The following is a 13,297-nucleotide window of genomic DNA, read 5'->3' as shown; positions in this document are numbered from 1 at the left end:
CCCCGCCATGTCAAGGCGGTACTCTAACCAACTGAGCTACGGACGCATTCCCTTAGAACGCCAACGATGATATCCATGATAAACAGATGGTGCAAGTATTAACTGGCATCTTGCGATTCGTTTGCTCACTTTGCAATCAAAGACATAACAACATGTCGATTTTACACCCAGATTATCGTCAAACCGCTGAAAAGCAAAGTTTAGTTAGAAAAATTCTAATCCTTGATGACAATCAGTTAACTAACCTAATGTGTTCAATTTGGGATTTTTGTTGTCTATACCGTTTTTCTTGGCCTTTACAGTAACCATACAGATATAGATCAATGCCTATATTTAGTGTCAAAAATTTTGCTTGCCCACTGGGTTACCGTAGTATTTTGATCATTATAAGTGAAAGGCACGCAGAGGCTTTGTAACTCACTGAAATACATCATTCATAAAAATCACCACGATTTTGTAATCGTCGTCATCGAATTACTAGACCGCAATGACTAAATTCGGATTTTTCATATAAAGTGGCCGGGTTATTACCAACATACATAAATACGATAGCACTCTATAGTCGAAAAACATCAGCTACGATTAATCTCCCTCAAGAGCAACAATCTATAAGCAATTCAAAACCCAACCCCACACATCATAGCTATTTTGAATACATACAGCACAGTAATACATAATGAAATTTGCATAATGGTAAAGCGCGCCTATATTCATAACCTGTAGGAATCATTGACCTAAATTCAATGCCATACGTGAATTTATGGTTTGCGATAAATACAAGTGTGAAAAATAGGGAATAAATTATGAAAAAATCACATATCGCCATTGCAGTGGTGAGCATACTATCGACATCTGCCGTATCGGCGGCGACCATTTATGAGACAGATGAAACAGTATTCAATATCGGCGGCCGCGCAGAAGTTCGAGGGAATTTCTCTGATGCGAATAAAAGTGCTGGTAATAGTAGCACCTATAGTGATAGATCACGTGTCCGCTTAAGTGTCGATGGCACACAAAAAGCGTCGGACGATGTTTCCTTTTTTGGGAAATATGAATTCGAACTAACAGAGTCTGAAGATGGCGCATCAGATGATATCGGCATTAACACTCGATTCTTATATACGGGTGTTCAAACCAATCACGGTAACGTCTATTATGGCCACCAAAATAATGCCGTTACCTACTTAACCGATTGGACGGATATGGCTGAAACCTTCAGCGGCTATATCAATGAATACACGGTGTCGACTGCTGATCGAGCAAAAAATGTTTTACGTTATGAACTGACAAGCGACAAAATCACCTTTCAAATTGATGGCAATTTCAATTCAGATAGTGAATCAGCACAAAGTGACGGCTTCGGTGCAGTTGTCGCCGGCAGCACTTCGATTGGGTTAGATATTGGCGTCGGTTATGCGTCAAGTGATGAAACCTATGGCGTTGGGACAGATACAGAAACTTCTGATGCCTATATTGGTGCGGTTAAGTACACCAACGATCAGGGGGTTTGGTTCGCCGCACTCTATCAATTTGGTAGTATTTCAGGTCTAGGCGTAAAAGATTCAGACTACGATTCTGCCGATGCTTACTTGGGATACTCGTTTGGTGTCAACACCGTCAACCTGACCTACAGCTACTTTGGAGCTGACGATATTGCAGATTACGACATTAACTTTATCGGTCTAGAATACGCACGTTATATTGGCGATGTGGCCTTCTTTGGTAGTTATAAGTTTAACATGTTAGACGAGGGCGAAGGTGGGCAAGGCGATAACGACGAAGATGAGCTACAGCTCGGTATGCGTTACGCGTTTTAGTCTAAACCAATCCACTTAATATTAGTAAAGCCGAGCATAATCAATGTTCGGCTTTTTAGTTTGTATAACTTATTCGTATCTAAGCGATTGAATCGAGTCCAACCGGATGCATTACTATCGATACCAACTATTCTTCAACATCGAATACAACGTTGTAGTTTTCGGTATAGGTGCAGTTTGGCTGGCGGCTACAAGTGAAGAAGCGTCGGCCTTTGTAATCGCCTTGGCTTGCCAGTTTGATGATCATTGGACTACCACATTTCTTACAGAATCGAACTTCTTTGGATGGTTCAATTAAATCGATGTGGGCTGCCAGTAACCTCTTCAAACGGCTCACTTGGTAGCTGTGCTTAATTGAAGCACCAATCAGAGGTAAACCTGCCGATTTACAGACGTGAATCAGTAGCTTTTCGCGGTCGACTTTCCCTTTATTGAGCTCTTTGCCGTTATCAAGTTCGATGATCACGCGGGGTTCTAGCGTTCGCGGATCGCAAACAACAAAGTCGAAGTAACTACGTGAGATCTTGTTGTTGGCGATAAACCAATTCTTCTTGTTGTTCGTCTTAGCAGGAACAAGCACGTTCGACATGCTGACTTTCGCAAACACTTCCCCATGGTTACCCACAGCGGATTTTAGCGCATTATAGAATGTCGCCTGTTGCGCCGACATCAACGCACCTTTCTTCTGATAAGCGTGGTCTTTGGTGTCATCGTGTTTCACCACATACTTTTGAATAAAGTAAAAGAACACAACCAGAACAATTACAACGATAAAGATATTAGTCATTTTCCAACACAATCAAGTCTGTATAGGGATTAAGAGAGTGGCTAGCGTATGTAGAAAAGCACCAACTGGCAAGCAAAAGAGCGAGAGTTGCCAACCAGAATCACGACCTTTGAGCGCAGTGCCCAATGAGAGGTCGCTCCTTCGCTAGACACACCTCTCCTATTTTGATAATTAAATCATCAATTACACTCTAGATTGATTTAGATCAATTTACCTAGATTTGTGATCAACTAGTCTGAAAAACGTTAGGCAAATGTTAATAAGGAAATTGATATGGAACTTAAACAAGACCCAAGATGTTATACCGACGTATGTGTAGATGGTAAATGGTTCCACTATGACCACTGCGGAACCCAAGCCTACATGTTAAAAGGCGGCGCTTCGGCAGTGATTGAACTTGCTAGTGAACCAGCGACAGAAGGCGAATTGGTGGAAATGCTTCAAGGTGTCGCTAAGTAACTCATTTAGAAAATGTTGATATAGATAAACTCGACATATCGCTAAGTAAACCCCACTTCTCACTCAAATTTTGATATTAGCGATCTCAGAGTGTTCCAGAAGCCATTCTTATCTCACGAAGATCAGAATGGCTTTTTGTTTCCAGATTAGCGATTAACTTTCAGCGATGATGACTTGATTCCTACCCGACTCTTTCGCTTGATATAGTGCATCATCCGCGGCTTTGAGGTACTTTTTGTAAGTATCTTGATTGAGTTGCTCATGAACAATACCAATCGACGCTCCTATCGATGTGGTGAGGTCTAAAGAGCCGGAGTGCGTATCAATGGGTGTTTCAGAAATAGCTAAACGGATAACGTTCAACTGTTGCTCAGGATCAATGGAACCAGACAGCAGCATAACAAACTCTTCACCACCCCAGCGAGCCACTACATCATTTGGGAATAAGTGCTGCTTTACTCGCCTTGCGACTTCCACTAAAACCTCATCACCAATATCATGCCCAAAGGTGTCATTAACGCGCTTAAAGTGGTCAAGATCTAGAATGACGAGACTGATTCCAAACCGTGAAGTATTAAATGGCATTGGCTGAGTTAACAACTGCTCTAGATAGCGTCGGTTGTATAAACCCGTTAGCGCACACGTTGTAGATTGAGTCACAAGCGCTTTATTTTTACTTTGAATGCTGCGAAGCCGAATCGCCAGTAATACAGCACTAATGCTAACCATTATGATCAATGCCACCACGATTCTGTTTCTCAGTTGTTCCTTTTGAAGCAGCAACTCGTTGAGGTCTTTTTCTGTATTGAGTAATTCGTTTTCATTAGCAAGTGTCTGTTTTGCATAGTCTTGTTCTAGCAAGAAAATATCACTCTGCCTTTTATCAAACAATAACGCTTTGTTGCCATGATAATATTGTTTGTAGTAACTCAGTGCAGTATCAAGGTCACCCTGAGATTCGTAATATTCAGCCAGTGTTTTTAAGCCTAGTACCTTCCAACTTCTGCTCCCAACCACTTCAAAGATTGCAAGTGCTCGTTCAAGATCATTCAATATGGCGTCATCTTGATCCAATCCAATGTTAGCTAACGCTCGGTTCAGATAACACTGACCATTTTGAAGTGTGTACTTTTCAATGCCCGTCGAATGAAGGCACTTATTCGTTATTGCTAATGCAGTATTGAAGTTTCCTTCCGAAAGCAACACATCACTATAGGCTCTCAGCAAAAGGATTTTATAGCGATTGCTGACTCTTTCACTATTGAGCGCTTCAGCTTTCTCATAAGCAATACGCCCTTTTACGAAGTCCCCACTACTGAGATGACTGAATGACTCATTGATATAGAGTATTCCAATCGCTTCATCTTCAAGTAGGCCGCTGTCGAAATAGAGCTTTTTGGCTTTCTCGATAATACGCAAAGCCTTCGGCCAATCTTCCAAATAAATGTAGAGTAAGGCCATATTCGACATCAGCTTGCTGTTATAAATATGCTTTGGATACTGCTTACCTAGTTGTAGGCCTTTATGGAAAAAGTACTGTGCATCCTGTAGGTCGTTGCGCACATTATTAATCGCACCAGCCGTGTTATAAGCTTTAACCAGCAACTCATCGTAACGAATCGATTCTGCTATCCCTATCGCTGATCGAATCTGGATTTCAGCAGTTGCGAGCTCCCCTTCTTTCAGATATTCAATCGCAGATTCAACCAATGATTGTGATTTCAACCACTGCATTCCTTCCTGATCTGCTAGCGTTCTGATTTGCTCTAGGTATGCCATAACAGCTTTAGCATCTTGTTGATGTTGCGCGACATTGGACAAGATCATGAGTCGGTAGGCTTGATAAATGGCTAAGTCTTCAGCAGCGCTTAACTTTGGTAGCTTGTTAAGCTCTTTTGAGGCAAAAAGAGGATCACTGCGTGACAACTCGAGGAGATGAATCAGTTTTTTCCCATATTCTGTTTGGGAAAGCTCTTTTTCTGGCGTGTAGACAGAGGTGTCATGGACTTGAGGCTTACTCAAATCAACCTCGTTTAAGGGATACAAAAGATAAAGACCAAGCACGGCACTCATTGTAACAACGAGCAGAAACGATCCTAAAACGTTGTTTTTATTCATATATCAATGCCGTCATAGATTGCATGCTTATCTTAAGGCTCACTTATTGAAATGGGTTATGCAGTATACCCGAGCAATATACAGATTAAAATGTTGTCTATTGGTCGAACTGAGTCGTGTTTTTCTCATTAATTGGAATAATCAGGCGACTTTCTTGATTTAACTCAGACAATCATCCTACAAAAAGGCGTTATAGTGATTTTCCTGTTCCTATAGCCGTGACTTCTAAGGAAAGAGCGGAACCATAATGAGAATTAACAATGACCCAAATTAATGAACAACGTCTTGTCGACCATTTCTGCGATCTTGTGAAAATCGATAGTGAATCACGCAACGAAAAAGCGATTGCTGAAGCGTTGGCTGAACAGCTAGGCGAACTAGGCTTTGACGTACATAAACTGGCTGTTCCAGAAGAAGTATCGAACGGTTTCAACATCTACGCGCGTTTAGATGGCACACTTCCAGGTAGCACAGTATTCAGCTGCCACATGGACACAGTAACCCCAGGTATCGGCATTGAGCCAATCATCGAAGACGGCATCATCCGCTCAAAAGGCAACACAATCCTAGGCGGTGACGATAAATCTGGTATTGCGGCTATCATGGAAGCGGTTCGCGTAATCCAAGCTGAAGGCCAAGCACACAAAACGATTGAAATCGCATTCACAGTATTCGAAGAAGGCGGCCTATTCGGTTCTTTGAACTTCGATATGTCTTACATTCAATCTGAGCACGCAATCGTACTTGATACAGGCGGTCCAATTGGCACTATCGTAAACGCAGCGCCGGGCCAGCAAAAGATTGTTGCTAAAATCAAAGGTCGCCCTGCTCACGCTGGTTTAGCGCCAGAAGAAGGCATCAGCGCAATTCAAGTTGCTGCAGACGCAATCACCAAGATGAACCTACTTCGCATCGATGAAGAAACGACAGCAAACGTTGGTATTGTTGAAGGTGGTCAAGCGACTAACATCGTAATGCCAGAGCTTAAAGTCGTGGCTGAAGCACGCTCTCTAAACGGCGAGAAGCTAACGGCTCAAGTTGAGCACATGATCTCGACATTCGAAGAGAGCGCGAAGCAGTTTGGCGCTGAAGTAGAAATCGAATCGACTCGTGCTTACGATGCATTCGTTATTGCAGATGATCACCCGCATATTCTGTCTATCAAATCGGCATTCGAGAAGCTTGGCGTAACAGCGAACACTAAACGCACTGGCGGCGGTAGCGATGCAAACAACTTCAACGCAAAAGGCCTAACAACAGTTAACCTTTCTACAGGTATGGCGAAAGTTCACACCACTGAAGAGTACATTGCAGTGAAAGACATGGTCGCTATCACTGAGTTTGTTGTGGCTTACGTAACACAATAATCTTACTTGTGAGCTAGATGGTGAAAGCCATTTAGCTCATATCAAAAAGCCGAGTCCACATGTGACTCGGCTTTTTTTGCTTGAACTTAGCTGAAGGCTCGAGCCTAGAAACCCCTACGCTTCCAAAACTGTCCTTCATCTTTTGCTACTAGGTCAAACGTCTTGTCGGCAATGATGTTGCCTTTTAGTTCGACTGTCATGCGCCATTTACCGAGCTTGTTCGAGACAGGTGCCCAGATAGTGTCACCTAAGTAGAAATCCCAGTCATTGTTGCCGACATACTCTTCGCCATCGAACGGTTCGAGCACTTCACCTTTGTCTGTGGTGATGTTTGGGTGATAAATGCAGTAACGGATCTTCTCCCCTTTGGCTTTTTTGATATTCAGGATATAGCCAAACTCTACGTCAATTTCAGCATCAACCGTTGTGGTAAATTCTTGGATTTTTGGAAGATCTTTAGATTTAGAATCCCATGTGGAGTAGATCCCGTAAGAAGTCATGTCGACCACAACAGAGCGCTTTGCCATTTGAATCGTTACCTTGGAGTTGTTCTATTAATTTAATGCTATTTGCCATTCAGCCACGCAAGCACAAGTATAGGGAGCACGAGACTATTCTTGCCAATCTTTCGCCATTCGCTTAATCACTGAAGGTTCAATGTCGTGAATAGTGCCATATTGCTCTCGGCACACTTCAATAACCAAGTCCGCTTTGTATTTAAGTGCAAGCTGGCGATAGGCTTTCATTTCCCACTGTTTGATGAAGGTATTTGAGACCACAACATCCAGACCTTGCTTCAAACCATTTTCAGCCGTGTTCTGACACCACTCATGAGCCTGCTGCAACTGCCTAGGATCGAAACGGTACTCACCTTGTTCATTCACATAATACATGTCCGCCTCGACATGCAATGCATCGTAGGTTTTCGCTTTTGTGGACTTACCCGAACCGGGCAGCCCTCGAATGAGTATTAACTTCATCAATCACTTTACAGGCTAATTTGAAAACATGAGTTTATCTTAATTAATAACGGGGTGCTCTGAAAACTGCTCCTATCCTACCCACTTATACAACTCTCCAAGCATTACCCGAATCGACAAACAACGTGATGATATGCCTTAAAAATCGATGTGTTGCTTCTGATAAAAAAACACAAATAATTTACATCTATCCATTTTGCATATCGACAAGCGTATCAAACTACTATAGATTTAGATGTATAGACGTCTACATATCTAGCTTAGGGAGAAAGCTGTGCCTATTCGCATTCCAGACCAATTGCCAGCATCCGATGTTCTTCGTGAAGAAAACATCTTCGTTATGCCGTTATCAAGAGCATCGACACAGGAAATTCGTCCACTTCGAGTCTTGATCCTCAACCTAATGCCGAAAAAGATTGAAACTGAAACTCAATTTTTACGCCTACTATCGAACAGCCCATTGCAAGTGGATGTCGAACTGCTGCGCATTGATGACCGACCAAGCAAAAACACACCGACTGAACACCTTGATAACTTCTACCGCCAATTTGAAATGGTCAAAGAAAGAAACTTTGATGGATTGATCATCACTGGTGCGCCGCTTGGCTTGGTTCAATTTGAAGATGTTATCTACTGGGATCATTTAAAAACCATCATGGAATGGGCAAACAAACACGTGACTTCAACTCTATACGTATGTTGGGCGGCTCAGGCTGGTTTGAAGTTATTGTATGATTTGCCTAAACGTACTCGTAAAGAGAAGCTATCTGGTGTTTATAACCACGAGATACATAACCCATACCACCCTATTTTACGTGGCTTCGACGATACATTCTTGGCACCGCACTCTCGCTATGCTGACTTCTCTCAGGAGTACTTAGCTGAGCATACCGACCTTGATGTTCTTGCGACTTCTGATGTTGCGGGTGTATATCTAGCGGCGACCAAAGATAAGCGAAACGTGTTTGTAACAGGTCACCCTGAATACGACTCCCATACACTTCACAATGAATACATTCGTGATTTAGGTGAAGGCATGGAGCCTGTTATACCAATCAACTACTACCCGAACAACAATCCAGACAACAAGCCTGTTGCAAGCTGGCGTAGTCATGGGCACTTGTTGTTCTCTAACTGGCTAAACTACTGCGTTTACCAACAAACGCCTTATGATTTGGATCATTTCAGCGAAGAAAATTTCACTAAAGACGATTAAGTTCTTTATTCCGATTCAAAAACACATAAAGCCGTGTTCAGTAGGTTGTTGATAAAACGACGAATTGGACGCGTTTTTTTTATGGTGGTTGAGTCGCATTCCATAATAGATTTAACACTTCAATGGGTTTGATTTCATATGATGGGTTGGTGTTCATAAGGAGCTTCACATGCTTGCCAAGCCGTCATTCTCAAACCCGATTTCGTCATCCCGACCCCGTCCATTATCAAGCGTGGTTCTACTCGCCTTGATTTCGTTGGTCGGTTGCGTCTCTGTTACTGAGGGGCCACCAAAAATTGAAAGTGACCCTATTGCGATGTCTGAATCTCGAATCGAATTAGGTTTGGGCTATATGGGACAAGGCAATATGGTAAGAGCGCGTGAAAATCTTGAGCTCGCAATTAAACACGCACCTAGCTACTACCGTGCTCGGCTTTCAATGGCGCATTACTACGAACAAGTGGGCGAAGTAGACGAAGCGAGAACCACTTACCGCAAAGCGCTCAGTCTCGATTCAAGAAACGGCAATGTATTGAACAACTACGGTACATTCTTGTGTAAACAAGGCGAATACGAACAAGCCGATAAATACTTTAATCGTGCTATCGACCAGCCCTACTACTACTTGGTGTCTGCAAGTTATGAAAATGCCGCGTTTTGCGCATTTAAGGCTGGCAATACCGACCAAGCGAAGTACTACTTCAGCAGAGCGATTGACCACGATCCAAACCGCGTAAAATCGATACTACAGTTATCAAAAATTGAAGTGAGTGACGCCAATTACAATGACGCTCGACTCCGTTTATTCAAATTCCACCAGCGTTATGGCTATCAAATTCCATCGCTTAAAATCTTGGTCGATCTCGAAAACAAAGCAGGTAACAGAGCTCTAGAACAGAAATATCAGAGTAAGTTAGATGAGTTACTTTCTGCTTAGCGTATATGCAAAACACAAAAAACGGGCTTGTTGCATTAACAACAAGCCCGTTCGTAATTTCAGCTTAATATCTTAACTAAGTGTAGCGGCTATTTGAGCGCAATCCACTCTTGTCTTTGCTCGTCGTCCATAAAGGTCCATGCGATAAAGCGACTTACCTTCTGGCCTTGCGACATCTCCACGACTTTTACTTGTTTAGCTCGTAGCTTACCAAGCTCTGAACGAACCATATCAACGTTATCTTTCTTAGAAATCAATGTCGTAAACCACAATACTTGAGTAGCAAAAAGTTGACTCTCTCTTGCCATCTTCATAATGAAAGCGGCTTCGCCACCCGGGCACCAAAGCTCGGCTTTTTGACCACCAAAGTTTAAGGTTGGTTTATCTTGCTTAGTTGATTTATCTAACTTAACTGGCTTCTTGTTCGTTTCTGGCTTGAATGACTGACCTGCTTTCTTAGCACGGTTTGCCGCTAGATTATCCAGTTTACGTTGTGACCCCTTTTCCGCTTCTTCAAGAGAGCTGTGAAATGGAGGGTTGCAAATAGTGACATCGTAACGTTCATTATCTTTAATCACGCCCTTAAAGATAGATTCAGAGTCCGCTTGTAGGCGAGCTCGGATCTTACCTTTTAGATTAGGGTTACTTTCCGCAATGAAGTTCGCTGTTTTGATAGAGACTGAGTCGACATCAGTTCCCGTGCAGCGCCACTTATACTCTGTCGCACCAATGATTGGGTAAATACAGTTTGCACCAACACCAATATCTAGCGCTTTCACAGACGCGTGGTTATAAGGTTCGCCTTGGCCATCGCTATTAAGGATGTCAGCTACTCTGTGAATGTAGTCTGCACGACCAGGAATTGGCGGGCACAAGTAACCTGCAGGAATATCCCAATGTTTAACGCCATAGTGATGCGCCAACAAAGCTTTGTTGAGTAGCTTAACGGCTAATGGATCAGAGAAATTAATGGTGTCTTCACCCACTGGGTTCTTTACCAGATGCTCTTTTAGCTCGGGCAAGGCTGCAACCAACAACTCAAAGTCATAACGGCCAGTGTGCTGGTTTCTTGGGTGTAACCCACCTTGAGGTTTTTCAGCCGAACGTCTTTTCTGGGCTGCGTTCTTGTTAAAAGCCGTTTGATTGAAAGAACCCTTATTCGATGATCCTTTATTTGAACCCGGTTTGCCTTTGCTATCTTTTGCAAAAGGTCGCTTTGCTTTGTTATTGCCCGCACCTTTCGGTGCACTATTCTTGCGGCTTTTATCAGATGTGTTCTTTGTAGAAATACGCTTGTCGCTACCTTCTTTATTTTTATTGTCTTTTGTTTTTACTGATGAAGTGCTGTTTTTCGACAGGCTTAGCGTCGTTCTATTTTGTGATTGGCTCATTGGGCTACTTCTTTAAATCTAAATACATCATGAATAAACGGGCATCCAACTCAAGTTGATGATATTCCGGCTCCATGTGACAGCATAGTTGGTAAAAGGCTTTGTCGTGCTCTTTCTCTTTGATATGCGCCAGTTCGTGTACCACCAGCATTCTCAGCAAAGGTTCTGGTGCATTTTTAAAAACACTGGCGATACGAATCTCATTCTTTGATTTGATCTTTCCACCATGATTCTTGGCAACGTAAGAATGCAGACCCAACGCATTGTTGATTAGGTGTATCTTACCGTCGTAAATCACTTTGCTGATCGGTGGTGTTTTTTTCATGTAGCGATTTTTTATCTCAATCGCATAGTCAAACAGGGCTTTCTCGCTTTTTATTTCATGATTCTTTGGGTAGCGAGCTTCAAACCACGGCACTAATTTTCCCGACTCAACAAGTTGCGTCACAGGATCAAGTATGTGCTTTGGATAGCCTTGAATATAGCGTAAAGAAGGATGCATGCTGGAAGACCGTACAAGTTACACCACGACAATACGTTGTGGTCTTGAAAATTGAGCCGCATAGTGTAACTGATCACACTTTGCTAATCACCTAGGATTCGTTACACTTTAGCGAGATTCACCAAGAGCTAGACTCAAAAAGAGATTGTAAAAATGAAACGTGTTGTATTGTACGTCGCAGACAAATGCCCGCACTGTAAAGATGCTCAAAGGTATTTAGACTCTAAGAAAATTGTTTATCGCCTGACGAATGCAAAGATGCAGCGTGGTCGTAAAGAATTGCAAGCGATGGGTGCTCGTTCTATCCCCGTGCTTAAGATCGGCGATCAAGTGATGGTCGGTTGGAATCAAAAGAACTTCGATAAGATGTACAACTCAAAGAACACTTAACGTGCTCTGAGCCAGTAATACTTCTATACAACAAAGCCCGAATATCCAATCTAGGATACTCGGGCTTTGTTTTTTTATCTTTACTAAAGCACAAGAATTGCATCGCATCAGCCTTTGATTTTGAAAACCATACCGCAATTCACACATTGGTACCTACCTTTAATACCAAAGAAACGATCCATAAACGTTCTGTGTATCCTGACCAACTTTTGCTGTTTACACTCACATTTCATAACCTAAGAACACCATACCATTAAGTATGGCTATTATTGAATACTGAGCTTTATTAGTAAATTATAACCCCTTAATGATTGGTTCTCATTTTGTGATTCAATACGCAAAATAACGTGCAAAGCGTGATGTTAGTTCAATTTACCCCTTATTTTGAACGTTAAAGATTAATCACACATACTGTTTAACGAAATCAATAAAGGTTCGGTCTGCCTTGGACAGATACCCTTCCTTTCTCCACGCCAAAGATAGGTTCAGTTTCACAGGGTCTTTAAATGGCACGCCGACAACATCTTTCTCGTACTCTGTCACTAAGCTGAGTAGTGCGGTAATGGCGAACTCTCGTTTTACAATAGATAGAATCATCGGGAGCAAGTTGGTTTCGAATGCGATTGTCATGTCTAGGTTGTACTTCTTACAAGTCGCATCGATAAAATCACGGTGGAAGTAACCCGATTTGAACATGATCAGCTCTTGAGCAAAAAATTCTTCAAAGGTGATGGATGGTTGCGTGGCCAGTGGGTGATCTTTGCCAACTACGGCTAACATTTCTGAGCTTAACAAGTGGTCAGTTTCAAGATCATCAGGCACGTTTTCATGGTTGATTACGCCAATATCGAGTTCGCCGTTTAACAACATTTCACGAATAGAAGCGGTGCCAGCATCAATCAAGGTCAACTTTAGGTTTGGGTATTGGCTTTTAAATGCCATCACGACTTGGGGGAAAAAGTAGCTCCCCATCATGCTTGGAGCGCCTAAACGAACCTCTCCTTTCTCTAGCCCCTTTAGCTCATTCATCGCGAGCTGAGCATCATCGAACTGCTGGGCGATTCGCTTCGCATGCTCAAACAGTACTTTGCCCTCCTCCGTTAAAGTGACGGATTTATCGCCTCGACGAAACAGAATCAACTCAAGCGTCTGTTCGAGTTTTTTAATAGAAATACTCAATGCAGGCTGAGCGATATGCAGCGCTTTGGCGGCCTGAGTGAAGTTACCAAACTGCGCAACAGCCAGAAAATGTCGAAGTGGTTTTGATTCAAGCATGACGATATATTAAATATATAGAGGTGATATTTTTAATATATTTCTTTAATCACACTTG

General features: G+C 42.5%; 13 protein-coding genes. 6 read left to right on the top strand and 7 right to left on the bottom strand.

From position 1 onward, the window contains the following. Positions 1 to 803 precede the first annotated feature (803 nt). Positions 804 to 1,817 carry a porin gene (locus A142_RS21050; protein WP_019824130.1) on the top strand — a complete coding sequence of 338 codons (1,014 nt, stop codon included), beginning with the start codon at positions 804 to 806 and terminating at the stop codon, positions 1,815 to 1,817. A gap of 127 nt (positions 1,818 to 1,944) precedes the next feature. Here A142_RS21050 and A142_RS21045 read toward each other — a convergent pair whose 3' ends face one another. After that, positions 1,945 to 2,604 (bottom strand): DUF2726 domain-containing protein, encoded by a 660-nt coding sequence (locus A142_RS21045; RefSeq protein ID WP_017065541.1) that lies wholly within the window; start codon positions 2,602 to 2,604, stop codon positions 1,945 to 1,947. Between the two features lie 273 nt (positions 2,605 to 2,877). Between A142_RS21045 and A142_RS21040 the strand changes: the two genes are divergently transcribed. After that, positions 2,878 to 3,063: a hypothetical protein gene (locus tag A142_RS21040; RefSeq protein ID WP_017059179.1), complete on the top strand. Its 186-nt coding sequence runs from the start codon at positions 2,878 to 2,880 to the stop codon at positions 3,061 to 3,063. A 153-nt stretch (positions 3,064 to 3,216) separates the two neighbouring features. Here the strand turns inward: A142_RS21040 and A142_RS21035 are convergent, their stop codons facing one another. Further along, on the bottom strand, positions 3,217 to 5,181 hold the full coding sequence (locus tag A142_RS21035) for a tetratricopeptide repeat-containing diguanylate cyclase (RefSeq protein WP_029405564.1): 1,965 nt from the start codon (positions 5,179 to 5,181) through the stop codon (positions 3,217 to 3,219). A gap of 260 nt (positions 5,182 to 5,441) precedes the next feature. Between A142_RS21035 and A142_RS21030 the strand changes: the two genes are divergently transcribed. Then, positions 5,442 to 6,548, top strand: coding sequence for a M20/M25/M40 family metallo-hydrolase (locus tag A142_RS21030; RefSeq protein ID WP_019824125.1), 1,107 nt, complete (start codon positions 5,442 to 5,444; stop codon positions 6,546 to 6,548). A 104-nt stretch (positions 6,549 to 6,652) separates the two neighbouring features. Here A142_RS21030 and A142_RS21025 read toward each other — a convergent pair whose 3' ends face one another. Both A142_RS21025 and A142_RS21020 read right to left on the bottom strand, forming a co-directional pair. Next, positions 6,653 to 7,075, bottom strand: coding sequence for a DUF3859 domain-containing protein (locus A142_RS21025; RefSeq protein WP_019824122.1), 423 nt, complete (start codon positions 7,073 to 7,075; stop codon positions 6,653 to 6,655). 84 nt (positions 7,076 to 7,159) lie between these two features. Beyond that, positions 7,160 to 7,528, bottom strand: a complete 369-nt coding sequence (locus tag A142_RS21020) for an ATP-binding protein (protein ID WP_019824119.1) — start codon at positions 7,526 to 7,528, stop codon at positions 7,160 to 7,162. Positions 7,529 to 7,802: 274 nt separating this feature from the next. Here A142_RS21020 and metA point away from each other — a divergent pair, with 274 nt between their 5' ends. Further along, positions 7,803 to 8,744, top strand: a complete 942-nt coding sequence (gene metA, locus A142_RS21015; protein WP_019824118.1) for a homoserine O-acetyltransferase MetA — start codon at positions 7,803 to 7,805, stop codon at positions 8,742 to 8,744. 169 nt (positions 8,745 to 8,913) lie between these two features. After that, positions 8,914 to 9,681, top strand: a complete 768-nt coding sequence (pilW, locus tag A142_RS21010; protein WP_019824117.1) for a type IV pilus biogenesis/stability protein PilW — start codon at positions 8,914 to 8,916, stop codon at positions 9,679 to 9,681. 89 nt (positions 9,682 to 9,770) lie between these two features. Here pilW and rlmF read toward each other — a convergent pair whose 3' ends face one another. Then, positions 9,771 to 11,072: a 23S rRNA (adenine(1618)-N(6))-methyltransferase RlmF gene (gene rlmF, locus A142_RS21005; RefSeq protein WP_019824115.1), complete on the bottom strand. Its 1,302-nt coding sequence runs from the start codon at positions 11,070 to 11,072 to the stop codon at positions 9,771 to 9,773. Positions 11,073 to 11,076: 4 nt separating this feature from the next. Then, positions 11,077 to 11,574, bottom strand: coding sequence for a YgjP-like metallopeptidase domain-containing protein (locus tag A142_RS21000; RefSeq protein WP_004734935.1), 498 nt, complete (start codon positions 11,572 to 11,574; stop codon positions 11,077 to 11,079). 153 nt (positions 11,575 to 11,727) lie between these two features. Here A142_RS21000 and A142_RS20995 point away from each other — a divergent pair, with 153 nt between their 5' ends. Then, positions 11,728 to 11,964 carry a glutaredoxin family protein gene (locus A142_RS20995; RefSeq protein WP_016786183.1) on the top strand — a complete coding sequence of 79 codons (237 nt, stop codon included), beginning with the start codon at positions 11,728 to 11,730 and terminating at the stop codon, positions 11,962 to 11,964. Positions 11,965 to 12,366: 402 nt separating this feature from the next. On the opposite strand, the gene A142_RS20990 is transcribed toward A142_RS20995, so the two are convergent. Continuing rightward, the gene (locus A142_RS20990; RefSeq protein WP_019824112.1) at positions 12,367 to 13,239 is read right to left on the bottom strand and encodes a LysR family transcriptional regulator; all 873 of its coding nucleotides are present in this window, start codon (positions 13,237 to 13,239) and stop codon (positions 12,367 to 12,369) included. Positions 13,240 to 13,297 lie beyond the last annotated feature (58 nt).

It is taken from the genome of Vibrio splendidus 12E03 (assembly GCF_000272105.2).
GTDB lineage: Bacteria > Pseudomonadota > Gammaproteobacteria > Enterobacterales > Vibrionaceae > Vibrio > Vibrio splendidus_I.
Note: the sequence above shows the minus strand (reverse complement) of the source record. Positions and strands in the feature narration are given on the sequence as shown.

Excerpts from the sequence above, each read along its gene's own strand:
- A142_RS21025 (WP_019824122.1), bottom strand. The coding sequence starts at position 7,075 with ATGGCAAAGCGCTCTGTTGTGGTCGACATGACTTCTTACGGGATCTAC.
- A142_RS21035 (WP_029405564.1), bottom strand. The coding sequence starts at position 5,181 with ATGAATAAAAACAACGTTTTAGGATCGTTTCTGCTCGTTGTTACAATG.
- A142_RS21020 (WP_019824119.1), bottom strand. The coding sequence starts at position 7,528 with ATGAAGTTAATACTCATTCGAGGGCTGCCCGGTTCGGGTAAGTCCACA.
- A142_RS20995 (WP_016786183.1), top strand. The coding sequence starts at position 11,728 with ATGAAACGTGTTGTATTGTACGTCGCAGACAAATGCCCGCACTGTAAA.
- A142_RS20990 (WP_019824112.1), bottom strand. The coding sequence starts at position 13,239 with ATGCTTGAATCAAAACCACTTCGACATTTTCTGGCTGTTGCGCAGTTT.
- A142_RS21045 (WP_017065541.1), bottom strand. The coding sequence starts at position 2,604 with ATGACTAATATCTTTATCGTTGTAATTGTTCTGGTTGTGTTCTTTTAC.
- A142_RS21030 (WP_019824125.1), top strand. The coding sequence starts at position 5,442 with ATGACCCAAATTAATGAACAACGTCTTGTCGACCATTTCTGCGATCTT.
- A142_RS21000 (WP_004734935.1), bottom strand. The coding sequence starts at position 11,574 with ATGCATCCTTCTTTACGCTATATTCAAGGCTATCCAAAGCACATACTT.
- pilW (WP_019824117.1), top strand. The coding sequence starts at position 8,914 with ATGCTTGCCAAGCCGTCATTCTCAAACCCGATTTCGTCATCCCGACCC.
- rlmF (WP_019824115.1), bottom strand. The coding sequence starts at position 11,072 with ATGAGCCAATCACAAAATAGAACGACGCTAAGCCTGTCGAAAAACAGC.
- A142_RS21050 (WP_019824130.1), top strand. The coding sequence starts at position 804 with ATGAAAAAATCACATATCGCCATTGCAGTGGTGAGCATACTATCGACA.
- A142_RS21040 (WP_017059179.1), top strand. The coding sequence starts at position 2,878 with ATGGAACTTAAACAAGACCCAAGATGTTATACCGACGTATGTGTAGAT.